This is a genomic window from Planomonospora alba, assembly GCF_039534085.1.
In the GTDB taxonomy this organism is placed as follows: domain Bacteria; phylum Actinomycetota; class Actinomycetes; order Streptosporangiales; family Streptosporangiaceae; genus Planomonospora_B; species Planomonospora_B alba.
The window spans coordinates 39,831-63,448 of the sequence record NZ_BAAAUT010000031.1 but is presented as its reverse complement, the minus strand read 5'-3'; the positions used below and the strand labels follow the sequence as shown (position 1 = coordinate 63,448).

The window sequence follows — 23,618 nt, the reverse complement described above, 5'->3', positions numbered from 1 at the left end:
CCAGCGCCCACCGGGCCAGCAGGTCGGCCCACGCTACTTTCTGGCCCTCTTCGACGCTGAGGCCGTCGTCGGGGTCGTACCACTCACGGAGCCCCGTGACCGGGTCGATCGGGCCGCCGCCGCTCGACGTGTCTCCCGGTTCGGGGCCGGAGCTTCCCCCGCGGACTCCCAGTGCTTGACCGCCGCATCCACCCCGGCGACGACCCACACCAGCGCCGTGGTGCCGATGTGCTGGATCACCGGCCAGTCGAGCTTGTCGGTGAACAGCTCGTCGTAGACGCCGCCGAGGATCCGCTTGTAGAGGTCTTTCTCCTGGTCGTCGTCCAGGACGAGCGCCTCCAGGCCCTCGGTGTCGGGCTCACCGCCGCCCGCCGCCTCGATGGACACCTCCATCAGGCGGCGGCACAGCAGACCCGTCTCGGCGTCGACCGGCTCGATCACGTACGTCTTGCCGTCGACCGGCAGCCGCAAGCGGGGGTCGAAGAACTCGCTGAGATCACGGAATTTGGTCATCAGTCGGCCGCCGGGTTCGTGATCTCGGTCGGCTCGCCCTGGCCGAGCAGGTCGAACGCGAACGGCTCCAGGTCGGTCGTCTCACCGCCGCCGCCCTTGTAGTCCACGGCGACGAAGCCCTGGTAGGCGTCCGGGGAGCCGTCCTTGCGGTACCAGCGGACCTCGATGTTGGCCTCGACGCCGACGACGCGGCCGGCCTGCCGGACGGCCTCCTGGCCCGGGTCGGGCACGAACGTCGGGGAGCCGGTGTCGCGCTTGCGGCGGCCCTCGCACTCCAGCTTGAACTTCCGCTGGGTGACGACGTCGCTGCCCCAGCCGTTGGAGTCGAAGTCGCTGTCGTCCTGGGTCTCGGACTCGATGGTCTCGGCGAACTTGGTCAGGCCCTTGATCGGGGTCCACACCGGCACCGCCTGGGTACCGGTGTTGACCTCGACGGTCCAGTCCTTGGCGAGCAGGGAGCGCAGCGCCATTGGTCTCTCCTTCGTGAAAGAAAAAGCGAATGCGGAACCGCATTCGCTGATGAGGAAAGGTGCGGGTCACTCGGCCCGGTGCAGCGACGGCCGGTGACACAGCAGGTCGTAGGAGTCCGCGCGGACCCGGCGGCCGTTTTGGTCCCGGTCGGGCGGCGCGACGATCGTCCGCTGGCACAGCAGCACCCACACCCCGCCGGGCAGCTCGACGTTGGACAGGCCGTGCAGCACCTCGAACACCTCGTCGGCCAGGTCGTCCACCTGACGCGGGTCGGCCTTGCCCCGGATGCGGACCTGCACCTGCGCGGAGGCGTCCGCCTGGGTGACGTCCTCCCCGTCGTTGCCGAGCCCGTAGTAGGTCAGGGAGATCGCCAGGTCCGGTTTCGACGGCAGACCCGAGATCGTGATCGCGGTCTGCGCGTCGGTGTAGATGCCGGACGGACTCCAGTCGCCGACGCCCCGGGCGGCCAGCAGTTCAGCCAGGCCGGTCAGCAGGTCACGGGTCCAGCTCATCGCAGCGCCCGCCTCAGCTCGGCCGCGATGAGTTCCCGCACGGTGTCGGCCTCCTCGCGCAGCGCCGACTCCAGATACTTCGCCTGGCCGCGCTCGTGCCGGTACCCCAGCTCCTCATGCTGGGCGACGGCGTACGGCTGGTCGTAGGAGATGACGCCGCGCAGGTTCACCTCGTCCACGACCGGCCGGCCTGAGCGTTCCAGGTCACCGGTCTCGAACGGCACCCGCTGGTTGGAGGCGGTCAGCACATGCCGGGTCGCCTTGTGCAGGCCCCGGGCCGCCGCGCGGCGCTGCTCCGCGGTGAACGCCTCCACGTTGATCTTCAAGTCGAGTTCGATGCTGGTCACGTGCAGGCCACCTCCACATGGTCCGGGGTGGGCAAACCGCCGCCGTCGCGGGCGTGGGAGACGATGACCGTGGTCGTGCGGCCGTTGACGGTCACCTCCGACCCGGGCGGGCACACCACCCCGGGCCGCATGTAGAGCGTCAGGTCGGAGACGACCTCGGTCCCGTCCGCGTCGCGGACCAGCCGCCGCTCGTCGTCGGCCAGGCACCGCTCGGTGACCTCCTCCCCGAAGACGGGCCCGTAGGCGCCGTCACCGAGGAACGGCCGGATCGTCGCGGTGTGCCGCATCAGCCACTGCGGCAGCAGCGTCATCGGCTCACCACCTCGGGCCGTCGATCACGATGCCGGGCAGCAGCCCGGCCATGCGCAGGATCGAGGCCGCGTCCGGCGCGTGCCGGGGCGCGGTCCCGGCCGCCGAGTCGGCCCGCTGCAGCTTCACCGACCCGATCTCGACCCGGTTGAACGCGCTCGCGGTGCCGTACTCGTCGCCGACCGCGAGTGTCCACGCGGCCTGCGCGCACGTGGCCCGCCGCAGCGCGTCAGCGATCTTCGGGTCGGTCGGCCGCTCGTCGGCGTCGACCGCGTAGACCGCGCCCATCAGCAGCTCGTCGATCCGCTCGGAGGCGCGCTCCAGCCGCCGGTCGACGTCGGCCGGCGCGCTGGTGCCGGTGTAGGCGGCGTAGTCCGCCGCGGTCGCGTACTGCATCACCTACACCGGCAGCTCGTACACCGCGACCGACAGGCCGGTGATCGCGGAGTAGTCGAGGAACACCTTGCCGTCCGGGCGCCGGTAGACGGCCGGGAACGGCGGCAGGAGCACGTCCCCCGTGGTGGCGGGGACGATGTACTCGCGGTCCTCGACGTCCTGGCCGTCGACGGTGGCCGGGATCTGCACCGTCACCGTCTTGGCCGTCGAGTCGGTGTTCTTGAGGCGGACCATGCGGCGGCCGTTGTCGATGTAGGCGTGGCCGTCCGCGTTGGCCGGGGTGAGCGCCGCGCCGAGGTTCACCCCGGCCCGGGTCATCGCCACGGCGGTCAGGTCAGTTCGGGCCATCGTCGTCCTCCTGGTCGTCGCGGCCGAACTCCTCCATCAGCGCCGTCTTGCTCAGCGCTCGGGCGTCGGCCTCGGACATGCCCCGGTGGACCGCGTAGGCGACCCACGCGGCTTTCGGGTCGGCCTGGACCGGCCGGGCCGGAGCCCGCGGGGGCTCCGGCGTCGGCACCGGCTCCGGTTCCACCTCGGGGGCGGAGATGAGCAGCCAGACGGGCGAGTGGTCCAGCCGCACGGAGCGGGTGGGCCACTCGGCCGTCTGGCCGGTGCGGGTGTTGCGGTAGACGTACGGCTCCGCCATCAGGTGTTGGCGTCCTGCTCGACGTCGATCTGCACGATCAGGTCCGTGGGCGAGCCCGCGACGGAGACGACCACGGCCGTCAGGGTGTCCCCGGCGGCGAGCTTCAGCACCGGGGCGGCCGCGAGCGCCCCGGACGCCCACCGCGCGGCGGTGGCCACCGACAGGTCGGTGGGCAGCAGGTTGCTGGTCACCGGGTTGCCGGTCTGCGGGTCGATGCTGATCTTCTGCGCGTTGACAGCCGCGCCGGTCCCGCCGACGCGGTAGGCGCGCACCGCGCGGACCTTGCACGGCACCGGCGCCCGCCACAGGACGTGCGTCCCGGCGGCCGGTGTCTTGAGCGCGATCGTCTTCTCGGTGAGGCGTGCCTTCACGGCCATCGCGTACCTCCTTGAAATGAGAAAAGCCCGCCATTTAGCGGGCCGGAAGAATTGACGCGAGAAAGGCCGTTAATTACGGCTCGGGGTCACCGACGTCCTTGCCCTTGATGAGCACCGCGCGGTCCGGGTCGATGGTCTTCGTGCCGTAAAGGCAGTCGATGGAAACGACGTCCTGCTTGAGGTCGATGTCGTAATCCATGACCACGCGCAGACCGAAGCCCTTGTAATTCGCGACAGCGGCGTTGGCCGCACCCTGCGGAAGGACAAGAGGCCGCGTAACAAGCGCGAAAGCAGTCCTATGAAAAGCCACGCCGACTTCGGTCGTGGAATTCCCGGTAACGCTTCCGTCCGGAACCGTGATGTTCTGGGTCTGATACGGATCGAAACCGAAAACCCTTCTTCCCAGAGAAGCCTCCCGGAGACCGTCCGTGTCACCTCGGGCGTCGGCGCGGTGGAAAAGCTCGTCGCTCAGCCACTTCGCCTCGATCTCGGGGCCGACGACCAGATGGCGGTCCGCCGCAGGGACATTCCGCTGGTTCAACACCCTACGGGCGTCGATCGCGGAACGCGGATTGTCGTACGCGAAAACATTCGCACCCAGCGGGTTCGCGGCCCACTGACCGGGGCGGCCGACCTCCTGCGTAATGTCGTCCCGCAGGGAGAGAATGTCCCGGTCGATCTTCTGCGCGATGGCCTCCATCGCCGGGTTCAGAAGCTGCACGCCGAAATCCTCAATCCGCAGCGTCAGGTCCTCCGCCGTAACGGCGAAGCTGACGTCCGCGAAATGGTTCAGCGTGACCGGAATGCCGGTCTCCTGCGCGTTCTGAATCTCGATGCCGTTCGCGCGGGAGAATTCCTTCGCCTCGAAAACGGCGGGCTTACGCACGTTGACGGTGTCGCCGATCTTCGCGGCGAAATCCTCGTCGTAATCCCTGTGCACGAGCTGCGCCATAACGCAGGTCTCGTACAGCGTCGCCAGCGCAGCGCGGGCGATCACATTCGGCGTGAGAAACGTATTGGCCACGTTCTACTCCATGAACTAGGAGGTGGTGGGCGGCTTGCGCCGGGCACGGCGGAAGTCGTCCGTGGTCATCTGCTCGGGGTCGGACGAGCGGCCGGGGCCACCGGTGAACTCGCCACCCGAGCGCGCCGGCGGCCCGGAGACGGCCGCGGCCTTGAACTTGGGGTTGTCCTCGACGGCCTTGGTGATCGTCTCGGTCAGCGTGGTCATGAAGCCCTCGCCGTCCGGGTCGAGGTCACGGACCTGCTTGAGGAAGGACCGGGAGTCCAGCAGCGCGTCCGGGTCCGCGCCGTGCTTGATCGACTGCCGGTGAACGGCCAGCTCGACCAGCGCACGACGGTGCCGGTCCCGCTCGGCGTCCCGTTCCTTGGCGGTCAGTTCCTTCTCCGTGGTGAGCTTGTTGATCACCTCGGACGGGTCGACCGGCTTCTCCTCGTCCGCGACGAGTCCGAGCGCCCGGCCGATCTGCTGCGCGACCTCTGCCTTGGCCTTCTCCGCCGCCTCCCGGGCGGCGTCCTCGGCCCGCTTGGCGGCCTCCTGCGCACCCACGCTGTCGGGACCGGCGGCGGTACGCCACTTCACGGCGTCCGCGCGGGCCCGGCGCAGCTCGTCCTGCGCCCACTTCGGGAGCTGGTCGATCTTCTTCGCGTCCGGGTTGACGCGCTCGGTCTCCTGCTCCTGCTGCACAGGGGCAGGCGGAGCCTCGACGGGCGGCTGCGCGCCGCTCTGCTCGGTCTGCTCGGTCTGCGACTTGTCGTCATCGGCCATGAAGGACACTCCTTCGGCTGGCTGGACCCCGGCCCGCGGGTGTCGAACAGCCAGGTAGTCGGTTCTGACCGGTCCCCGGCCCGCGAGGACGAACGGTCAGTTGGATCGACCGCGTGCCGCCGGCCAGCGGCTGCGCACACGGATGGCGGACGCGGCAGGCGCGTCCGCCAAGAACACGGGGAACGGAGGGCTACGGGGTGCGGTGGCGCCGCCAGGACCGCACCCACAGCAGCGCGAGCGCACGGTTCCGGTCGTCGCGGCCCGGGTCGTACGGGCACGCGGTGACCGGCAGGCCCCGGCGGGCCGCGAGACGCCCGAAGGTGATCGCGGCCCGCCGGTCGAGAGCGGACAGGCTCATACGCCGAACTCCCTTCCGGCGCTGCCCTCACGGATCCGGCGGGCGGCCCGCCGGTCGGAGTCGCGCTCCAGCATCTGGGCTTTGAACTCCGTCAGCGTCATGCGCGGGTGATCACCCCACCAGCGCAGCAGCTCCTCCGAGGCGTACCTGCGGGCCCGGTCCGCCCGGCCCGAGAACAAGGTCCGCGGGTCGATGTCGGCGGCCTGCCCGGCCTTGTTCAGCAGCACGCCCCGGGTGGCGTTCTCCGCTTCCACCACCTGCATATCGAGCCATTCGGCGTACAGGCGGCGGACCATCGCATCCAGGGTCTCGCCGGTCTCCCGCTCCTGCCGCAGGAGACTCAGCTCCTCCTGGCGGCGCAGCTCGCCCGCATCCAGGCCGTGGACCTCGGCGTAGGCGTCCAGGTACGGCATCCCGTCTGCGACCAGCTCGGTGATGCGCCGGTCTTCGGGCGTTTCGTCTTCCTCCCACGACCACGCCCAGCCGGGATCGGCATCCTCCCGGGCTTCACGCTGCTCCAGCTCGTCCAGGTAGGTCAGGAACCGCTCCTGCATGTCCGGGTCGTCGGTGTACCACTGCATGAACGCCAGCAGGTCCTCCTCCGGCAGGCCCCGCAGCGTGACCGGCCAGTGCTCCGGCACGCCGGGCGGTCTCGAGCTGGTGGACGGCTCGGCGGGCTCCACCTTCGGCTGCTCCGGTCGCTCCGGTCGCTGCCGGGGCGCGGGGGGCTGCTTCGGACGCGGGGGACGCGGCACGCCGATCTGCTCCCGGCCCGACCGGCGACGCAACCCGGTGGCCTTCGTCAGCTCCCGCAGCCGCGCCTGATACTCCTCGACCTTCACGTCGGCCTTGGCCCGAGCGTCGTCGTCCAGCGCGGCGGCTTCCCGCCGTTTCCAGTGCCGGACTTGCCGCTCCAGCCGCCGCTGCTCCTGGGTGTCTTCATACGTGCCGGAGGCCTCGACCGGCGGCGCCGGTCGCGTCACCCCGGGCAGGTAGGCGTTCAGGTTGTGACGGCAGTTCGGGTGCAGCAGCCCGGCGGCGCGGGCCTCGGCCACCGTCGCGGCGACCTTCACCTTCACCGTCTCGTCGTCGCGGGTCGCGTGCGGTTCGGTGCGGGTCCCGGCGGGGCCGCTGATCGACAGGACCTCGCCCTCCCACGGGTCGCACAGCGGGCAGCCGTGCGGGGTCCGCGACACGAGCACCAAGTCGATGTCGTTCTCGCTCATCGCGGCCAGGTGGCCGTCCACGGTCGCGCGGGTCATCGCGGTCCGCATCGCCATCTCCGTGTACGACGGCATGTCCCAGTGCCGTCCCGCCCGGTCCACGAACCCGGTGATGCCCCGGTCCGCGAACCGGTCCAGGGCCCGCTGCGTCGCTTCCCGGCGGGTGAGCGCGCCCGTCAGCGACAGGCCCACGGTGCGGGCGATGACCTGCCGGTAGATGTCCTCCACCGCGCGCAGCGCCCCCGCCTGCACCTGCGTGACGAGGTTGAGGGTCTGCCCGACGAGCACGTCCACGCCCTGGCCGGGCGAGATCAGCTTCTTGGAGCCGAGGCCGCGCAGGTCCTCCAGCGCCGCGTCGACGCCGCGCCGCCACGCGTCGGTCACACCGCTGCGCACGGCCTTGGCCGCGGCCCGCTCCAGCCGGCCGACGATCCGTTCCGCCTCCCGGCGCAGCTCACGGATCTCCGCGAACCGTGCCCCTTCGTACTCGGGTTCCCCGAGCCGCTCCTGCAGCCTGTCGGCGATCTTCGTGAACAGCTCCGCTTCGGCGTCGGCGTACAGCTGCGCGACGAGGCGGGCGTGCTCCAGCGCTTCCAGGACGCGGGCGGCATCCTCAGCGGATGCGGTGGCCATCAGTCCTCGTCAGCGGCCGGGACGACCGTCTCGGTGATCCGGTCCGGGTCGGGCACGTTCAGGCCCTTCTCGTCGCGGATCCGCGCGATCTCGGCCTTGACCTGCGGGTCGTCCCACTCGGGGTGGATCATGCGGACCTTCGTCTCCAGGGACGCGGCCCCGGCCCGCTCCAGCATCTCCACGGTGCGCGACAGCGATTCCGGGTCGGGCATGACGCCGTCCGGCCATTCGACCGTCGCGCGTTCGGACACGACCTTGGTGCCGAACACCGCGTGGTCGACGGCCAGCAGGCACTCCGACAGCCACGACAGCGCCGGGGTCCAGTAGCCGATCTTCCGGCCGCGCGTGGTGTAGGACTTGCGTTCCCGGGAGTGGATCTCCGTGGCGGTGACGGCCGCGCCTTCCCCGGCCTCACCGAACGACTGCACGCTGTACCCGGCGCCCCGGAGGATCTGCGCGAGCAGGTTCTTGGCGGTCTGCTGGTGCTCAGCGACGCGGATCTCGAACTGGCTCAGGGTGATCATGGGGTCGCCGCCGCCGGGCTTGGGCAGCATGCCGAGCCCGGAGTAAATCTCCCGGTCCGGGTCCCACGTCGAGCCGCGGCCGCGGCCGGTGTTGGCGAGGTACACCTCCGGGACGATGATCCTCGACTTGCCCAGCCGCAGGTCACGCATCCAGGAGGTGTAGGTCTCATCCAGGGCGTCCATCAGCGGCTCCACCCCGGCGTAGTCGGAGCGGCCGAGCTGGGAGCCACGCAGCGTCCGGTGCGGGCGCATGTTCGGGATGTAGTGGACGAGCAATCCCTTGTCGAAGCCGGAGTCGAAGCCGCCATCGGCGTCCACGATCTCCGCGAAGTGCGCCGTGGCCGGGTGGTCGACCAGCGGCACGGGCATGCCGAGCCGTTCGGCGTCACCCTGGTAGAGGCCGTGGAAGACGCGGCCCTGCTCGTGCCGCTCCAGGTGCCGCCACACGACCTTGTTGTCCTCGGCGACGATCCGCCAGAACGTCACCGCTTTCAACCGGCCGGAGTGGAACTCCGGGACGCCCGTGTCGGCCGGGAGGATGTCGATCACCGGGTAGTCGTGCATCGTGGTGTCCCAGCCGACCCGCAGGTACACGCCGCCGTAGGCGGCGCCCAGCTCCGCGGCCTCCAGCAGGATGCCGTTGACGCCGCCCTCGGCGAGGACCTTCTCCAGCCGGGCCTGGCCCTTCTTGCCGGACACGCGCAGCGTCGGCGGCTCGGAGAACAGCAGGTCCGCGCTGGTGGCGGCGATGTCCGCCGCGACCGGAACGTGGATCTTCGTGGAGCGGGACTGCCCGGCCGGGGTCGGTGCCCCCCAGAACCAGCGGGCGACCCGGCCGATCGTGCCGCCGGCGTACTGCAGCGGCCGGTCCCAGCCCTTCAGGTCCAGGCCCATGCCCGGGGTGACGCCGGAGCCGTACACCTGGCCGAGCACGTCCGGGTCACCGGAGTACCAGGCTCCCCACTGCCGGTACAGGCGCTGCTCAGCGCGCGTGTACGGAGGCGGCCACTCCTGATCGTGTTCGGGAAGCGCCATCACACCTCCCTCGGTGTCGTACGGTCGCGGGTCGTCATGAGCGCTCCGGCCAGTGCCAGGTGCCGGGTGTCTGGCCGGGTCCGACGTTGAACTCGGCGAAGCCGCCCCGCGCGTGGCCGGGCGAGAACACCCACAGATGCACGTGGAACTCGCTGTCGAGGCCGGGCAGCGCGCCGACCCGCACCCCCTCGGGGTCGAGCGTGTCGACGTCGGCGGTGACGATCGCGGCCCGCAGCGCGTGCAGGCCCTGCTTGCCCCGGTAGCGGACGATGCGGCCCGTGGTGGGTCGTTGCATGAGGGAACCTCTCCTGCTCAGGTGATGGGGACCAGACCGCCCGGCAGCACGGGACGCTCGACGGGGCCGGTCACGCGCACCCATGCCTGGTAGGTGCCGTCCGTCAGCGGCGCGTCGGTGCCGGGGCCGATGAGGATCCGCGCTTCGGAGCCCCGGGGGCTGGTGATGTGCCACTGCGCGGGCTTCCACTGCGCTTCCGTGGGCTCCACGTTCGGCGTCGTGAACGCGATCTCCACGTCTTCAACTCCGGTCGCGCCGTCCACGAAGACGTACACGTACTCACGCGACAGCGACGAAATGGGCTCCACCCGGAGGCCCTCCTCCCTATGTGGTGGGTGACCCGGCGGACCAGGCCCGCCGTGTCCGGGTGATCCGCCAGATCCGGTAGACGCCAGCGACGCGCAACGGCCGGGTCTGGTAGGTGACCGCGCGGGCAGCGCCGGTCTCGGCGGCCTGGACGAGCTGGCCGACGACCGCGGGGCCGAGCCAGGTGGAGCCGGGGAGGTCGCGCTCGTTCGCGCGCTGAACGGCCCGGATCCGGAACCGGGTGACCGGCCGTGCCGTCCCGGCGTCGTCCGGTACGGCCAGCAGCACCGTCTTGAACCGCTGCACCGGCCAGACGTCGTCCACGTCGATCACGCGGGCGACCAGGCGGCTCTTGGCCGGCTGGACCGGGGTCGCCGTGGTGGTCTCCGCCGCCGTCCAGACCTTCAGGTCCCAGCGGATCTCGAAGACCGTGTCGTCTTCGACGGCTTGGCCGACCGGCCGCGCGTACACCCGCTGCAGGGGCCGGGCGAGCGCCGTGTCGGATGCGGCGGTGACCGGTCGGGTCTTGGTGCGGGCGACCGGCTGGGCGGTCTCGGTGCCGGTGGTGATGCTCAGCGGCGGCCGCATCGACGTCGCGGTGTCGGACTCGACGGCCCGGCCGACCGGCCGGACGATCTTCGGGAACAGCGCGCCGATCTTCGCGTTGCCGACCGCCGGGTTGTCGAGGTACCAGCGGCCCCCCGCGTCGTGCTGCAGGTGGAACTCGGCGCCGTTCGGTTTGCCGCCCGGCCACGTCGTGACCGGCGTGACGACGTAGTCGTTGGCCAGGTCGGAGTCCGGGTCGAAGTACATCCACATCTCGGCGGTGCCGGACCCGGCCCCGTCGATGGTGTACCGCAGCTCCAGCCGCATCCACGCGCCCAGCGGGACGAACTGCGTCGAGACCGCCACCTGCTCGTCGGCCAGGCCGCGAAACACCGCGAGGAACCCCTGCGGGGACAGCCACACCCCGGAGACGATGTCGCCTGCGCCGAGCAGCACGAACAGCCGTTGCGCTTCGGCGACGTCGCTGGTCAGCCGCATATACAGGCGGGCGGTGAACACGTTGCCCGTGACGGTGACGTTCGTCCAGTCCAGGTGGGTGTCAACGTCCTGCTGGGTGTTGACCACCGCCATGCGGTAGCCGTCGTTGAAGAAGGTGTCGGAGACCTGCGGGGAACCGGCGATGCTGGTGAACGCGTGGCCGCTGGCGCCGCCGGAGTTCACCTGCGTGACGACGGTGCCGTGGGCCGCGCCGTCGAAGGTGTTGGCCCGCAGGATGGGTCCCGCGGGTGTCTTCACGGGGGTGATCGGCCGGGCGGCGTCCGACTCCGCCACCTGCGCGGCGCTTCCCGCCTGGTCGTTGCTGGGCCGCAGGACCGCCGCGATGTGCGCCCAGCGGGGGGTGGAAGCGGTCGTGGTGAAGTTGATGGTGATCGTGGACGCGGTGGGCGTCGCCGCGGCCTTGCGGACCGCGATGCCCGACATTTGGCTTACGACGCGGAACGCCTCACCGACGTCGGTACTGGTGGGCGTCGCGGAGGCGCTCCACTCGGTGGCTGCGCCCACCACCCACGCGCCGTCCAGCATCGTCTGGACGGACTGGTTGACGACCCTGGTGGTGCTGGACGCCGGCCAGTACGACACGAACGGCGAGGAGGTGTCCACGCCGGTGACGACGAACACCTTCAACGCGCAGTCGTCGCCGTTGGTCATCAGGGTGACGGTCATCGACGCCTGAGCCTGTGTCAGCGCTGCCGCGTAGGCACCGGCCCGGCCCTGCAACACGGAGGTCTGCGAACCATTCCAGCCGCCCATGGTGGGTGCGGAGGCCGACAGGGTGAATGTCGTTGTCGCGTTCTCCGCGAAGCACAGCGCGACGAGTACCGCTCCGGCCGGAGCGGAGAACGCCGCCGTGGTGACCGACAGGCTGGCGGCGGACACCAGCGGAGGCGACGACAGGAACTGGATGGCCACGGTCCCCTCCTGCCGTATCGAAAGGCCGTGGTCAGGCGGCGCGGTAGAAGCCCGCGGCGTCGATCTGCGCCACGATGTTGGAGCCGTCCGGGGTGATGGTGAAGTCGTGGGCGGTCAGGGGGATGACCGCTGAGTCCGGTGAGGCGGCTCCGGGCCGGTAGCAGATGAGCAGCTTGGACCAGTTGGTGCCCGACTGCACGGCCGTCCACGTCTGGTCGGGGATGTCGAGGTCCATGCGGTCGTTGACGTCGTCGGGCGTGAGCGCGGCCAGGTCGGCGGCGGTCAGCACCTTGCGGGCGTAGCCGCTGTTGGTGACCTCGTCGGTGGAGCCGGAGAGCACGTCGGCGAGGGTGTCCTTGTCGCGCAGGACGGTGTCGGCTTCGAGGTTGGCGACGGCGAGCGCGACGATGAGCAGCGCGGAGTTGGCCGGGTCGGAGTTCTTGACGCGCCAGTACAGTTCGGCGGCGCGGCCCTTCGCAATGTTGAAAACGAAATCCATTTTTACTCCTCCAGGGGGGAGACGAGCCAGCGGGCAGGCGAAGCGGTCGTGGCCCACCGCCGCCCCTCAACAGCGGCAGGCCACGACCGGATCGGCGCTCGACGCGCGCACGGGGAAGGGCGCGCGGAGCAGCACCGCCCCGGCGCCAGGCCGGGGTGGGTCGGGAGGTCAGTACGACGGAACGGGCTCCAGCAGCGGCTGCCATACCGCCTGGGTGGTGTGGGCGATATACCTGCTGCTGTCCAAACTGTGGTCATCGACCTTGACGGGGACGTCGTCGCCCTTCTCAGCCTTGCGGTCGTCCCAGGAGTAAGAGCCGACCTCGCCGAGCCAGCCCGCGCAGGAGCGGTGGACCCTCAGGTGATCGGCGGCCATGAGGTTGGACAAGGTGCGGATGCCGTCCAGGACGGAGTTGTCGCCGAGCTGCGGCATCAAGCCATCGTGGTGGAGCTGGGTGACGAACGACGCCGCAGACGGGTCGACGATCAGGTACTCAGGGCGCACCCCGCGAGTGCCGGGCCCGTAGGCGTCGGGGATGTTGTCGAGCCAGTCGACCAGCCGCTTGGAGTATTCCGCGTCGGTGAGCTGGCGCCGCTCCGCCCGGGAGTCCCACCGGAACTCCGAGGCCAGGTACAGGCGGCGCTGCCCCTCGGCGTCGGGGACGGACACGCCGGCCAGCAGCGCGGCGAACGGGTTCACGGTGCCGTAGTCGACGCCGACGCCCAGCCAGCGCTCCATCAGCGGCAGCGAGTCGACCACGTGGCGGTCGGGGTCCCACATGTCGAAGATCGCGCCTTCGGCCATGCACCATTCGCCGAGGATGTAGCGGCGGTACCAGAGCCCGGAATACTCGGCCTTCAGGTTGCTGACGTAGACCGGGTCCAGCGCCGGGTTGTCATCGAGGACGAAGTGCCAGTACCGCAGGTCGAGCTCGCGATGCCGCAGCAGGAACCGCTTGCGCAGCCAGTGGTTGGGCGCGTCGGGGTTGGTCGTGCAGAAGATCTTCGCCCCGGGCACCGAGCAGCGGGCCAGGAGCTGGTCGAAGAACGTCTCTGGGATCAGCGTCGCCTCGTCCACGTACGCGCCCGCGCAGGTGAGGCCCCGCAGGCGGGACTCGGCGCGTACGTCGTTCGCGGAGATGATCTCCACGCGGCGGCCCAGGATGTTCGCGGTCGGGTTGCCCCGGGTGTGGAAGATCCGCTTCGCTACCGGGCCGGTCAGGCTGGGATCCATGAGCGGCTCGAACACGTTGCGGCTGATGGTGTCGCCGGTCTTGCCGACGATGACCAGGTGCCCGCCGCGGGGTGCGGATACGACGTACATCAGCCACCGCAGCAGGGACGCGATGGTCTTGCCGGATCGGACGCTGCCGGTCCAGATGTTGAGGCGGGCCGTGGACTCGGCGATGCTGCGCTCCTGGGCGGGCGAGAGCCGAACGATGCCCAGGCTCACGTGCGCGCCTCCCCGACCTCGATCGCGTCGACCTCGACCGCGGGCGTGCCCTGGGCGAGGGCGGCCGGGTGGCGGCTCTGCAGCTCGGAGAACAGGGTGCCGAGCAGGGAGACGAGGTCGCCGTCGCCGGAGCCGTTGCGGTTGATGAGGTCCAGGCCGAGCAGGCCGCAGCGGCGCTTGATGATGCGTTCGGCGGCTTCGACGGCCTTGACGTCGCCGTCGAGCGCGGCGGGCCAGACGGAGGCCATGAGCCGGTCGAGGCGGTCGATCTCCAGCTTCAGGAGCTCCTCGGCGGACTCCTGCTCTTCCTTCATCGACTTGGCCAGGGCGCGCTTGATGTCCTGGCAGACGGCGCTGCGGCTGGAGTAGCCGAGTTGTTTGGCGATGACTTCGTAGCTGACTCCCGCCAGCCGCATTTGGATGGCCTTTGCGCGACGTTCGGATACGGGGATGAGTTTCGCTGCTCCGATACCCATGAGGGACCCCCCAATTCAAGATCAACTAGCGTTACCCAAGATCGTTTAGATGCGCTACCCTGCACGTATGCAGCAAGTAAGAATGATCACCGTTAAACAACCATGGGCGTGGGCGATAATCCACGGCGACCCCGAAAAGTCCCACGGACGAAAGGACATCGAAAATCGGAGCTGGGACCCGAGATACACCGGGACCCTTCTCATTCACGCCGGAAAAAGCACCGACCAGCGCGGCTATGACAAACTCGCCGAACTCGGCATCCCCGCGCCGTACGACCTGGAGTTCGGCGTCATCCTCGGCTCGGTGGAGCTGGTCGACGTCGTGCGCGGCCACCCCTCGCCCTGGGCCAACCCCCACACCAGAAACTGGGTCCTGGCTGACCCGACGCCGGCCACGCGACTCCTCGAAGTCCGCGGCAACCAGGGGCTTCTCGCGCCGCCGCCGGACTGGCGGCGGGCCTTCACCGATGCCGATCCGGAGACGAAAACGATCTTCGATCTGCTCGCGTCACCGGTCCGGGCGCCGAGGCACGTATTCAAATGACACCGTCCCAAGACGGCGGGGATTCAACGTGTCGGCATGCATGTGCTTCCACGAACTCGTCGTGCCGAGCGTTTTATCCTGCCCAACCATCCGCCACCTCGGCGACCGGGAACGGTACGTGATAAGCGCCGGATGACTCAACACCGCACGGAGCCTATACCCCTGCTCATAAAGGTGCTGCCCGACCCACTCAGTGAGCTTCCCGCCGATGGAAAGACCCTGATAATCGGGCAGCACCACCGTGCGGTGTGCCATTTTAATCGTCTTCGTTTTCGGGTGCGGGAAATGCCGGTACGACGTGAACGCCACCAGCTCACCGTTGATGAACCCGCCGAAGCATTTCGCGGCCCGGTGCAGGCTGCCCGTCAGATAGTGATGACGTGCAAACAAGGGCCAGACAGCGCGGTCCACCGGCCGGACCTCAAGCTGGAGCTGGGGCCGGGGTTGAACCTGCCTCCAGCGGAACTCGGAGGCGGCCACGTCCAGCACCCAGTCCGGCTGCAGCCAGTCCAGCACGTCGTAGTGACAGGTCACCGCGACGAACTGCCGCCCGCGCCGCCGGACCGTCTTCGCCACCGCGTGCGAGGCGACCTTCGCGACCTGCCGGTCCACCACGGACGTGAACTCATCCACCACGACCAGGCCCTCGGCCTCGGCCAGCGCCCGCGCCATCGACGCGCGGAACGCCTCCCCGTTGCTCAGGGTCGCGTACGGCCGCAGCCACGCCGGCGGGCTGGACAGGCCGACCGCGCCGAGCAGCGCCACGATGTCCTTGATGGACATGCCCTTCGGGAAGTCGTCCACCAGCGCCCGGTCCGTCCACGCCTGCTCGGACACGACCCGGCCCGGCCACAGGTGCCGCGCCAGCGTCGACTTCCCGGCGCCGGACGGGCCGACGATCAGACCGACGTTCCACGGCCGCTCCTCGACCGGCACGTCGATCGCCCACGAGCTGGTGAGCTTCTGCTCGATCGGCACGTCGAACATGCCTTGCAACTGCAGGACCCGCGCGGATTGCCTCACCGGCGACGACAGTGTGATCTCAACGTGCACGCTCTCCCTTTCCGTTCACCTCGCCGCAATTAGATAGCAACCAAACCAGGGTGCATACAAGAAGTAGTTATAAAAGTCAACCATGGATTTGTAGTTCGACGAATACCGAGAGTGAATGGAACGCTCTTTCCCTTTTATCGCCTCGCACATATCCAGCGTTCATTACACAGAGGCCACGAATAATCACATGATGTAGTTGTTGCATATCTCAAGGAGGGGTTGCTTTTTCCCGCATGTCCGTGCTGAACTATCCGGGCAAAACCGCCCAACCTGTCGCAAGGAGCACTCCATCAGGAGTTGCTAAAATCCCCAAGACCGGAGGAACGCGTGCGCAAAAAGCCAATCCTTGTTGCATTAGGATTGACTCTGACAGTCCTGGCTTCTCTTCCCACATCAGCCAGCGCTTCGGACCCTATACGCGACCCGGCGAGAGCTGAGAGCCTGGAACCGCCACGCCCAGCGCCTGCAGCGAAGAGGAAGAACCGAATCGATACCTGCGATGAGCTGAAGCAAAAAATAGGAAAGCTCAAGGTCGACGCAGGAAAGAAACAAGCTGTATGCGTCGATCCTGCGCCACCATCCGAGATCAAGCTTCCTCAACCGAAAGCCGATGCGCGCTCTCGCTCCGAGGCTGGTGCTTTAGATATTCAGCCTCTCCCGGAGTGGTGCATAGATGCCGTAGATGTGTGGATGACGAATCGCACCGAGGCATGCATGGTCGAAGGCGCATACCTCCAGATCTTCGAAGTCCCTACCGGGCGCCTGATCGGAGGCATCAACTACAACGTATTCAACTTCGCTTACACGTCGCCCAGGCTTCTTACGTGGGCTCAGCAACAGCAGGTAAGCGTCTACGCAGCGTGGGGGCAATGGTCCGGAACCATGATCTCCGGGGTAGGGGACTGCAGCGGAGACTGCACGCTGGCCGGCGGAAGCTTCTCACCTCAACTGCTGAAGTTGAACCAAACGCCTGCCCCTGGCGGGGAGTTCTTCTTCGACTCCACCGCCACCACCAGAGGCTCCATCGGTTGGGCGGACACGGAGATAACTTCGACCTTCACTAACCCAACATGGGTCAATCCCGTAGAGGCCGCTTCCGCCACTCCTTGGTCTCGGGTGCGCTGTGACCATGCGTTCCCTGGTAACAGCGTGCCCGGGTGTGTCATTCCCGACTTCGACCCAACGATGACCTACAGCAAGAGCGGCCCTTATCCTGAACTCGCGGACCATATCGCTGACGCTCAGGCGAGTGGATTGCCTGGCGCCCCTGACAGCGACCCGTTGCACCGCCTCACCGATCCAGATCTCAGCCAGCAGAATCGCGACACAGCCTGCCCGCGCAGTCTGCCCCGCCCTCCAGGGAAGAGCTGTGATGAGTACCCGATGGCCTCTACGCACGAAGGCGCGCACACCGGTAACGGTGACTTCAGCAGGCGAATGATCGATGAAACACAGAACAGCAACGGAGGAAGCGATCTTAATACCTTCTATTACAACAACCGCGTAATAGAGAACGACGCATTCTACGTGTCGATCATCCCCTAACTAACTCGAAGGACCTACCCTAGTCCCATGAGCGTACCTGTCGCAGCAGCACAAGGTGACATGTGGATGAACTACCACACACTCCTTGTAGCCGAAGCCGGCACTTTACCGCAGACTCCCGTGGTATTTCCCAACGGTCTCGTTACCACTCAGCCCGGTATCGCGATAATCAAGACTGGTATCCACACCGGCAAGGTAGCTGTATCCGTAGAGGTATACGACGAGCCCCCTCGTGTCACAACAGAAGAGTGGGACGAGGTTGTGGAGATGCCGTTGGAAGCAGTTCTCGGCAGGATGCGCGTATGTGGCCTAGCGTCCGAAGCACCTGATTACTTCCCTGACCTCACCCCCGAAGGGCCTGGTCAGTATCGTATTCGCGTACATGCGCGAGGCCGTGACGCTGCGATTGACCTCGTTGCGGAGACGCCAGTCGAAGAATACCTGATCATGACCTGGCCGTCCTCCAAAGCTCCAGAGGCAATCTACAAGCAAAGTGATTCCTATGGGGATCAGCAGCGAGCAGCAAGCGAGGTGATCTAGGTATCCAAGCCGGCAATGGATGCGAGTCAAACAAGCTTGCATCCATTGCCGGTTTGGCGGCGTTCGAACATATTTTCAGAATCACTTATTAATGTCGCACAGCTCAATCAGCCCGAAGAACTCCGCGACGGTGAGCTTTGCCGTCTCCTCCGTCACCTCGATCGGCAGCACGGCAGGGATCACGTACCAGCGGTCCCGGGCGGGCAGCCGTACAACGGAAGAGGCGAGGGCGCTGGTCACGGTCCACCACCGTACCGGCCACCACGAGGACCCGATGTCACATCAGGGCCCGCACGTTCCAGCCCTCGTCGGTCAGCCGCTCCAGCAGCCCGGCCTGCTGCTCCTCGGTGTCGCAGGTGACGACGATGCCCCACACGGCCGCGCGTTCCTCGGTGGGCGCGTCCCCCGGCTCGGGCAGCTCCTCCTCCCGCTCCACGCCGCCGTCGTCGCCGGTGTCGAAGCCCGGCGGGAGGTCCGCCGCCAGCGCCGCCTCCAGATCCGCCAGGTCTTCGGCGCTGTAGCCGGTGGAGTCCAGCAGCCGCGCGTCGCTCTCCGCGATGCTGGCCAGCATCTCCGCGAGCACGTCGTCTTCCCAGCCGCCCCGCTCGGAGGTGCGGTTGTTCGCGATCAGGTACGCCTCGGCGTCCGCGTCGGAGCGCGACGCCCAGCCCCGCACGATCGGCGCCATCCACGTGCCGTCATCGGTGAGCTTGACGCCCTCAGGTGGGGACGCGCCCTCGGCAGCCATCTCCTCCAGCACCTGCAGGCGGCCGTGGCCGACGACGAGCCGGCCCGTGCGTTCGTCCAGCTCGCCCGCGATGACGCACCCGAACTCCTCGATGGAGCGGCGGATCCCGACAAGGTCGTGGGCCTTGGCGTTGCGGACGGCCCGGGGGATGTCGGGCAGAGGGATGTGCTCGACGTAGCGGTTGGGCACGGCTTCTCCTGGGATTCTCGAATCAAGTCGTTCTCTACCTAGGGGCTTGGTAGAGTTAGAGCATGGGCAAGCAGCCTCCGCCCCGGATGACGCTGCCGACGCAGCTCGTCCTCCGCGCGTTCCTCGAAGACCCCGCCCGTGAGATGTACGGCCTGGAGATCTGTCAGGCCGCTGGCTTGGCTTCTGGGACCATCCACCCGATCCTCGCCCGCTTCGAGGGAATCGGCTGGCTCGAATCCCGCTGGGAGGAAAACGACCCACACGAGCAGGGCCGTCCGCGCCGCCGGTACTACCGGCTCACTCCGGACGGAGCTGAGAATGCACGAGCCGCCCTCGCCCGATCCCGCAGCAAGGTCGCCGACCTATTTGGTGTCCGCGCGAAGCCGGCTCGGGGGACAGCATGAGCGACGTGACGGATACAGCAGAGCAGCTAGCTGTCCTTGACTCCGTCCTGGCCGAGGCCCGCGACCTCGCCCACCTCTTCACCGACACCCTCGCCCGTATCCGCGCCCGCGACCTCGACCTCAGCCGCGACTTCCTCTTTCTCGCCTACGTCCTAGACGATTCTTCTGCCCTTAAGCTCGCCCGCATTCTCGACCACGCCCGCGATCCCGATCTTGCCCGCGCTTTCGTCCGCGACCCCAACATCGGCCTCGACCGCTTCCTCGCTTTCGCCCGCGACCCCAACTCCTACAGCCGATACCCCGAACTTTTCTTCGTCATCGACCGCACCGACGACCGCGAATCCGTCTCCTTCCGCGACCGTGCCTTCGCCCGCCACCGCGACCACGTCCGCGACCCCAGCTTCGCCCGCGATCTTGACTGCGTCCACGGCCTCGCCCTCGACCTCGCCCGCGTCCTCATCCGCGCCTACGACCCCATCACCAACCGCGATGCCGAGGGTCTCATCAACTCTCTCAATGAGGCTGCCACGAGGCTTGCGGCGTTCGAGAAGGAGGTTCGGCACGCGAGGAGGAAGCTACAGGCCACCACACCCGAAAGGGGTCACCCGTCCGGACCGACCGTGCCTCGCTTCGCTAAACGCTTGATCGACCTTGAACTCCAGCTCGTGCCACTCGAACACCGCGCTCGTTACCAGGAGGAGTTTCATTCCGAGCAATGGGATCTCGCCGACGCGGGGGCCACCAAGTCGATGCAGGTCCTCTACGCGGTGCAGCAGTTCCGCCGGGTATGGCAACTACGTCGTGAGCTACAGGACCCGGGCCGACGCTCGGCGGAGCGACTGCGCCAGGCAGCGTGTTGGGTGCTGGAGTCCCAGACTAGGACGTGGGCGCTGATCGGCATCATCACGGTTCTGAGCCTGCTCGACGTGGTGGTGCGGCAAGGCCCAGGGTCTGCGCTGTTCTCGCTCCCCGCTCTCGCCGCGTTCCACTGGAGCGTGGAGTGGACGCGAAAGCGCCTTGGGGTGACGGTCAAGGGGCGTGAACCGTCCAAGGACGAGTAGTGGTTCATGCCCTCCGCCCTTGGACGTTCAGGTGCTCGGCGAGTACATCCGTGACGGCGTGCTGCTCGGCGCGGGTCAGCCATCCGTCGCGGCGCAGCGCCCACCACAGCCAGAAGTCCTCGACGTAGGCGGCGCGGTCCCGGTACGCCGCGGGGTGCGGGCTGATCCGCCGGGCCGCGAGCGCATCGAGCGAGTAGGGGCCGGCGGGCATCACGGTCCTGCCTGCTCCCCCGCGTTCTGCGGCCGGTAGCGGTGCCGGGCGCGCATCGTCTCGATCTGCGCGGCGATCCGCGTGAGCGCTTCGGCCGCCCAGGTGTCGTCGGTGACGGCCTGGTCTCCGACCTCGACGGCGGCGGACACGATGCCGTTGCTGGAACCCGCGTCGTCGGGGCGGACGGGGATGGGCCGGTCGGAGCGCCACGCCACCGACCAGGAGTAGCGGGCCTTCCCCCGGGGACGGCCGTACCGCTGGCGGCGCAGGACGAGCTGCAGCTGGTAGGTGCCGTCCGTCAGGTCGACCGTCTCCAGGTCCGGCCCGGCCTCGTCGCGGTAGTCGTAGCGTTTCGGCCCGCCGAGCAGGGAGTCGAGCGGGTTCACGCCGACCGACCCGGAGCGCCAGGCCGGCGTCTCACTCGACCAGTAGTCGCGGTCCGCCCACACCTGCCAGGACAGGCGGCCTCCGTACAGGTCGAGCCCGATGGTCTTCGTGGTGGTGCCCGGGTTGAGGCGGCGGGCGAGGCCTCGCCCGAACCCGGCCAGGGTCACGTACAGGGCGCCGATCGGGTTGATGGTCACGGCGGCGCCGAAGGTGTGCTCGTCGCCTTCGCAGCCGACCTCGATGCCGAAGGAGATGCGGCCGTAGGTGCGGCCGAGCACGACCTCGCCGGACACCTCCCCTACCGGCCGGCGCGGCCATGCCCCGGGCGGGTGCGGTCCGCCGAGCTCCGCGAGCCGGGCGTGCCGGTCCTTCGGGAGGGGATCCACGATGACGAACGGCCCGTCGTACGGCTGGCGGATCGCCCAGACGGTGGGGTCGAGGTCGCCCTGCGGGGACGGGCGGGTCCCGCACCGGGAGCAGACGACCCAGCGGGCCGACCACCGGGGCGTGTCGACACCGTCGACGGTCGGCCGATGCCCGAGGACGCGGCAGGCCAGCAGCAGACGCGGGACGGTCAGCCACCAGGAGCGGTCGACCAGCCGGCCCCTCGGCGCGGGCGGCGCGTCGGGGTCGGCGAGGTTGTCGTGGGTGTGCCAGCGCATTTACGCCTCGGTCCCGGCCTCGTCCTGCTCCTGGGGCTCGTCGGTGGTCGCGACGAGCAGGTCGTCGAGGGTGCAGTCGAGGACCTGGGCGATGGCCGCGGCGGTGTTGAGGCTCGGAACGGAGCGGCCGGTCTCGTAGGAGCGGATCGCGGAGGAGGTGAGGCCGGATACGAACGCGAGCAGTTCCAGGCGGGCGCCGGCCGCGGTGCGCAGTTCGTGAAGGCGGGCGCCGGAGAAGACGCGGGCCGGGACGAAAGCAGGGAGGGCGAGCGGGGATGAGGTGGTCGTCATGTCGGTTCCTTCATGGAGGGGTACGGCCCGCGCCCGGGTCGGGTGCGGGGGTGGTGTTCGGCAGGTCCCGAGGCCACGGGGGTCGTCCCGGGCCTGCCGACGTTGAAGGGGGCGAACGGCTCAGGTGCGGCAGGTCGGCGCCGATGTGCGGGGGTGGCCACGCGGGTCCGTTCACAGCGTCGCGTGGCCTTCAAGGGGTACGGTGCCCGCTCGGATCGCGCGACGGGCGGGCACCGGCACTGCTCAATGGGAGTGTCTGCGCGGGGTGCGGGGTCTGGGACGGTCTGTGCGGGTAAGGGACCGTCAGGGGTTGATGGTCGCGCGTCGGATCACGGGACCGTACGGGAGCGCTCAGGACGTCGGGGAGCGTATGGGAGCAGGACCAGGTGAGAGGGTTCTGACAAGTGAGCGTCAGGGTCAACGGTAGGTAACCGTAAGGTCAACTACCGGGAATACCTATTCCCACAAGTTACCAACAGGTAGAGCGATGCTCACCAGTAAACATGAGACCAACTCACAAAACCCCCACGCTCAACGCCCAACCAGCGGAGCCCCCCAGGCACACGAACGGCACCCTCCAAAAGGATCACGCACGCTCGTCAACGCCCGCAACACACTCCCCCGACGAATTCACCCGAACACCCAACCGCGGCCCCGGCCGCCCCCGAGCAGCACGCCGCTCCCGCTCCACCCTGAGCACCGCGGCCAACTCCACCCGCCGCGACGCACCCCGACCCACCACCACGAGACGCCCCTCCCGAACCCACCGCTCCACCGTCCGCACCGACACCCCAGCACGCCCCGCCGCCACCCCAAGATCCACCCAACCCATCCCCACATCATGAAGCAAAACCCAAAAACCACCGCCGAGTCCGGCGCGGCCGGCGCTGGCCGGCGGGGGGGTACCCCCCGTGCCGACACGCGAAAACGCCCCGCCTGCCGTGGCAAGCGGGGCGCGTCGGCGCGGTCTAGTTGACGGTGACGCGCTGGGCGTTGGCGACAGTCATGGATGCGTTGAGCGCCTTCAGCGTGGTTGCGATGGCTTCCACGCTGATCATGTCGGCGTGTCCGCATCCCGTGAGCCTCAGCAGTAGGTCAACCTGTGCGATAGCGGCGCGGGCCGTGATCTTCCGCATGCCGTCCGGCATGCTCTCCACGAGCGTCGTAGCGCGGGCGTGGCCGTCCACATTCAGTGAGAGCGACACCGTGCCGTCTTCGATCATGCCCACGATGACACCGTGGCCGATGCCCACAGCAGCCATGATGTCTGTGAACGCGGTAGAGATCACGGCGCTGATCATCTCGTCAACGGGGCGGGCGGGCTGGCGGTCCTGGCTGGCCATCTTCTTCGTTCCTCTCGGTTCGGGTGGGGTGCCCGTTACCGGATGCGTCTCCGCATTCGGTAATGGGCGGGTGGGCTATCGGATGTAGGGGCGGGCGCGGTCGAACGGCAGCACCGTTGTGGCGGGGTCTCCCGCCGGGCGGCTGAGGGTCAGTTCCCGGAGTTGGCACACGCTGTAGGCGTGGCTTCCGATCATGCGGGGGCCGTCGTCGCTGCGCAGCATGCTGGCGGCCGTGGCGAGCATCTGTAGCGCCATGGCGACGTAGGCGCGGGCGGCGGGGTCGGCCAGACCTTCCCCGAGTCCGGCAACGACCTCGTAGCTCACGCGGTCGAAGCGGATGGCGGCGCGGGTGCGGCCGACGGCCACCGTCACGGGCAGGTTGAGTTGATGGTCCGCGAGGATCGCCATCACGTGATCGGCGATGTGACGGGCGTGGGCGGCTGCGGTCTCGGCGGTGTGCCGGTGGGAGCGGTTGAACATGGGGTGTCTCCGTTTCGGGTGG

Annotated in this window: 33 protein-coding genes; 5 read left to right on the top strand and 28 right to left on the bottom strand. The window is 68.5% G+C overall.

Annotated features, from left to right (window positions below; genetic code table 11):
* Window positions 1-33: 33 nt before the first annotated feature.
* From ABD823_RS19810 to ABD823_RS19715, 20 genes are all read right to left on the bottom strand, one after another.
* On the bottom strand, window positions 34-513 hold the full coding sequence (locus tag ABD823_RS19810; RefSeq protein ID WP_344861700.1) for a DUF7426 family protein: 480 nt from the start codon (window positions 511-513) through the stop codon (window positions 34-36).
* Complete coding sequence (locus ABD823_RS19805; protein ID WP_344861698.1) at window positions 513-983, bottom strand: phage tail tube protein; 471 nt, start codon at window positions 981-983, stop codon at window positions 513-515. The genes ABD823_RS19810 and ABD823_RS19805 overlap by 1 nt, the downstream gene beginning before the upstream one ends.
* 66 nt (window positions 984-1,049) lie before the next feature.
* On the bottom strand, window positions 1,050-1,496 hold the full coding sequence (locus tag ABD823_RS19800) for a minor capsid protein (protein ID WP_344861696.1): 447 nt from the start codon (window positions 1,494-1,496) through the stop codon (window positions 1,050-1,052).
* On the bottom strand, window positions 1,493-1,843 hold the full coding sequence (locus ABD823_RS19795) for a hypothetical protein (RefSeq protein WP_204054671.1): 351 nt from the start codon (window positions 1,841-1,843) through the stop codon (window positions 1,493-1,495). Before ABD823_RS19795 ends, ABD823_RS19800 begins: the two co-directional genes overlap by 4 nt.
* Window positions 1,840-2,154: a hypothetical protein gene (locus tag ABD823_RS19790; protein WP_191897510.1), complete on the bottom strand. Its 315-nt coding sequence runs from the start codon at window positions 2,152-2,154 to the stop codon at window positions 1,840-1,842. Before ABD823_RS19790 ends, ABD823_RS19795 begins: the two co-directional genes overlap by 4 nt.
* Before the next feature lie 4 nt (window positions 2,155-2,158).
* A complete protein-coding gene (locus ABD823_RS19785) occupies window positions 2,159-2,548 on the bottom strand; it encodes a hypothetical protein (protein WP_344861693.1) in 390 nt (129 codons plus the stop codon).
* 3 nt (window positions 2,549-2,551) lie between these two features.
* Window positions 2,552-2,896, bottom strand: coding sequence for a hypothetical protein (locus tag ABD823_RS19780; RefSeq protein WP_191897512.1), 345 nt, complete (start codon window positions 2,894-2,896; stop codon window positions 2,552-2,554).
* The gene (locus tag ABD823_RS19775; protein ID WP_344861689.1) at window positions 2,883-3,194 is read right to left on the bottom strand and encodes a hypothetical protein; all 312 of its coding nucleotides are present in this window, start codon (window positions 3,192-3,194) and stop codon (window positions 2,883-2,885) included. Before ABD823_RS19775 ends, ABD823_RS19780 begins: the two co-directional genes overlap by 14 nt.
* Window positions 3,194-3,571, bottom strand: coding sequence for a hypothetical protein (locus tag ABD823_RS19770; protein WP_344861688.1), 378 nt, complete (start codon window positions 3,569-3,571; stop codon window positions 3,194-3,196). The genes ABD823_RS19775 and ABD823_RS19770 overlap by 1 nt, the downstream gene beginning before the upstream one ends.
* A 73-nt stretch (window positions 3,572-3,644) precedes the next feature.
* Window positions 3,645-4,595: a major capsid protein gene (locus tag ABD823_RS19765; protein WP_344861686.1), complete on the bottom strand. Its 951-nt coding sequence runs from the start codon at window positions 4,593-4,595 to the stop codon at window positions 3,645-3,647.
* A 15-nt stretch (window positions 4,596-4,610) separates the two neighbouring features.
* Window positions 4,611-5,360: a hypothetical protein gene (locus ABD823_RS19760; RefSeq protein WP_344861684.1), complete on the bottom strand. Its 750-nt coding sequence runs from the start codon at window positions 5,358-5,360 to the stop codon at window positions 4,611-4,613.
* 190 nt (window positions 5,361-5,550) lie between these two features.
* The gene (locus ABD823_RS19755; protein ID WP_344861682.1) at window positions 5,551-5,718 is read right to left on the bottom strand and encodes an Rmf/CrpP fold protein; all 168 of its coding nucleotides are present in this window, start codon (window positions 5,716-5,718) and stop codon (window positions 5,551-5,553) included.
* Window positions 5,715-7,574 carry a phage minor capsid protein gene (locus tag ABD823_RS19750; protein WP_344861680.1) on the bottom strand — a complete coding sequence of 620 codons (1,860 nt, stop codon included), beginning with the start codon at window positions 7,572-7,574 and terminating at the stop codon, window positions 5,715-5,717. The genes ABD823_RS19755 and ABD823_RS19750 overlap by 4 nt, the downstream gene beginning before the upstream one ends.
* Window positions 7,574-9,133 (bottom strand): phage portal protein, encoded by a 1,560-nt coding sequence (locus ABD823_RS19745; protein ID WP_344861678.1) that lies wholly within the window; start codon window positions 9,131-9,133, stop codon window positions 7,574-7,576. The genes ABD823_RS19750 and ABD823_RS19745 overlap by 1 nt, the downstream gene beginning before the upstream one ends.
* 34 nt (window positions 9,134-9,167) lie before the next feature.
* Window positions 9,168-9,428, bottom strand: coding sequence for a hypothetical protein (locus ABD823_RS19740; RefSeq protein ID WP_344861676.1), 261 nt, complete (start codon window positions 9,426-9,428; stop codon window positions 9,168-9,170).
* A gap of 17 nt (window positions 9,429-9,445) precedes the next feature.
* Window positions 9,446-9,736 carry a hypothetical protein gene (locus ABD823_RS19735; protein WP_344861674.1) on the bottom strand — a complete coding sequence of 97 codons (291 nt, stop codon included), beginning with the start codon at window positions 9,734-9,736 and terminating at the stop codon, window positions 9,446-9,448.
* A 16-nt stretch (window positions 9,737-9,752) separates the two neighbouring features.
* Window positions 9,753-11,711, bottom strand: coding sequence for a hypothetical protein (locus ABD823_RS19730; RefSeq protein ID WP_344861672.1), 1,959 nt, complete (start codon window positions 11,709-11,711; stop codon window positions 9,753-9,755).
* Window positions 11,712-11,742: 31 nt separating this feature from the next.
* Window positions 11,743-12,210 carry a hypothetical protein gene (locus ABD823_RS19725; protein WP_344861671.1) on the bottom strand — a complete coding sequence of 156 codons (468 nt, stop codon included), beginning with the start codon at window positions 12,208-12,210 and terminating at the stop codon, window positions 11,743-11,745.
* Between the two features lie 168 nt (window positions 12,211-12,378).
* Window positions 12,379-13,662 (bottom strand): PBSX family phage terminase large subunit, encoded by a 1,284-nt coding sequence (locus ABD823_RS19720; RefSeq protein ID WP_344861669.1) that lies wholly within the window; start codon window positions 13,660-13,662, stop codon window positions 12,379-12,381.
* Window positions 13,659-14,078: a hypothetical protein gene (locus tag ABD823_RS19715; protein WP_344861667.1), complete on the bottom strand. Its 420-nt coding sequence runs from the start codon at window positions 14,076-14,078 to the stop codon at window positions 13,659-13,661. The genes ABD823_RS19720 and ABD823_RS19715 overlap by 4 nt, the downstream gene beginning before the upstream one ends.
* A gap of 127 nt (window positions 14,079-14,205) precedes the next feature.
* Here ABD823_RS19715 and ABD823_RS19710 point away from each other — a divergent pair, with 127 nt between their 5' ends.
* Entirely contained in the window at window positions 14,206-14,682 is a 477-nt protein-coding gene (locus tag ABD823_RS19710) for an ASCH domain-containing protein (RefSeq protein WP_344861665.1), read from the top strand.
* Here ABD823_RS19710 and ABD823_RS19705 read toward each other — a convergent pair.
* Entirely contained in the window at window positions 14,647-15,735 is a 1,089-nt protein-coding gene (locus ABD823_RS19705) for a GNAT family N-acetyltransferase (RefSeq protein WP_344861663.1), read from the bottom strand. The genes ABD823_RS19710 and ABD823_RS19705 overlap by 36 nt on opposite strands.
* 327 nt (window positions 15,736-16,062) lie before the next feature.
* Here ABD823_RS19705 and ABD823_RS19700 point away from each other — a divergent pair, with 327 nt between their 5' ends.
* Window positions 16,063-17,280: a NucA/NucB deoxyribonuclease domain-containing protein gene (locus tag ABD823_RS19700; protein WP_344861661.1), complete on the top strand. Its 1,218-nt coding sequence runs from the start codon at window positions 16,063-16,065 to the stop codon at window positions 17,278-17,280.
* A 27-nt stretch (window positions 17,281-17,307) separates the two neighbouring features.
* Window positions 17,308-17,820, top strand: a complete 513-nt coding sequence (locus ABD823_RS19695) for a hypothetical protein (protein ID WP_344861659.1) — start codon at window positions 17,308-17,310, stop codon at window positions 17,818-17,820.
* An 81-nt stretch (window positions 17,821-17,901) separates the two neighbouring features.
* Here ABD823_RS19695 and ABD823_RS19690 read toward each other — a convergent pair whose 3' ends face one another.
* Window positions 17,902-18,060 carry a hypothetical protein gene (locus ABD823_RS19690; RefSeq protein ID WP_344861657.1) on the bottom strand — a complete coding sequence of 53 codons (159 nt, stop codon included), beginning with the start codon at window positions 18,058-18,060 and terminating at the stop codon, window positions 17,902-17,904.
* Between the two features lie 37 nt (window positions 18,061-18,097).
* Complete coding sequence (locus ABD823_RS19685; protein ID WP_344861656.1) at window positions 18,098-18,757, bottom strand: ParB N-terminal domain-containing protein; 660 nt, start codon at window positions 18,755-18,757, stop codon at window positions 18,098-18,100.
* A 62-nt stretch (window positions 18,758-18,819) separates the two neighbouring features.
* On the opposite strand from ABD823_RS19685, the gene ABD823_RS19680 reads away from it, so the two are divergent.
* Entirely contained in the window at window positions 18,820-19,161 is a 342-nt protein-coding gene (locus ABD823_RS19680; RefSeq protein WP_344861654.1) for a PadR family transcriptional regulator, read from the top strand.
* Window positions 19,158-20,222: a hypothetical protein gene (locus ABD823_RS19675; protein WP_344861652.1), complete on the top strand. Its 1,065-nt coding sequence runs from the start codon at window positions 19,158-19,160 to the stop codon at window positions 20,220-20,222. The genes ABD823_RS19680 and ABD823_RS19675 overlap by 4 nt, the downstream gene beginning before the upstream one ends.
* A 4-nt stretch (window positions 20,223-20,226) precedes the next feature.
* Here the strand turns inward: ABD823_RS19675 and ABD823_RS19670 are convergent, their stop codons facing one another.
* The 5 genes from ABD823_RS19670 to ABD823_RS19650 all read right to left on the bottom strand — a co-directional run bounded on the left by ABD823_RS19670 (window position 20,227) and on the right by ABD823_RS19650 (window position 23,596).
* Window positions 20,227-20,433: a hypothetical protein gene (locus tag ABD823_RS19670; RefSeq protein ID WP_344861650.1), complete on the bottom strand. Its 207-nt coding sequence runs from the start codon at window positions 20,431-20,433 to the stop codon at window positions 20,227-20,229.
* On the bottom strand, window positions 20,433-21,482 hold the full coding sequence (locus tag ABD823_RS19665) for a hypothetical protein (RefSeq protein WP_344861648.1): 1,050 nt from the start codon (window positions 21,480-21,482) through the stop codon (window positions 20,433-20,435). The genes ABD823_RS19670 and ABD823_RS19665 overlap by 1 nt, the downstream gene beginning before the upstream one ends.
* Entirely contained in the window at window positions 21,483-21,773 is a 291-nt protein-coding gene (locus ABD823_RS19660; RefSeq protein ID WP_344861646.1) for a helix-turn-helix domain-containing protein, read from the bottom strand.
* A gap of 968 nt (window positions 21,774-22,741) precedes the next feature.
* Window positions 22,742-23,116, bottom strand: a complete 375-nt coding sequence (locus ABD823_RS19655; RefSeq protein ID WP_344861644.1) for a hypothetical protein — start codon at window positions 23,114-23,116, stop codon at window positions 22,742-22,744.
* Between the two features lie 75 nt (window positions 23,117-23,191).
* Window positions 23,192-23,596 carry a hypothetical protein gene (locus ABD823_RS19650; RefSeq protein WP_344861643.1) on the bottom strand — a complete coding sequence of 135 codons (405 nt, stop codon included), beginning with the start codon at window positions 23,594-23,596 and terminating at the stop codon, window positions 23,192-23,194.
* Window positions 23,597-23,618: the final 22 nt, after the last annotated feature.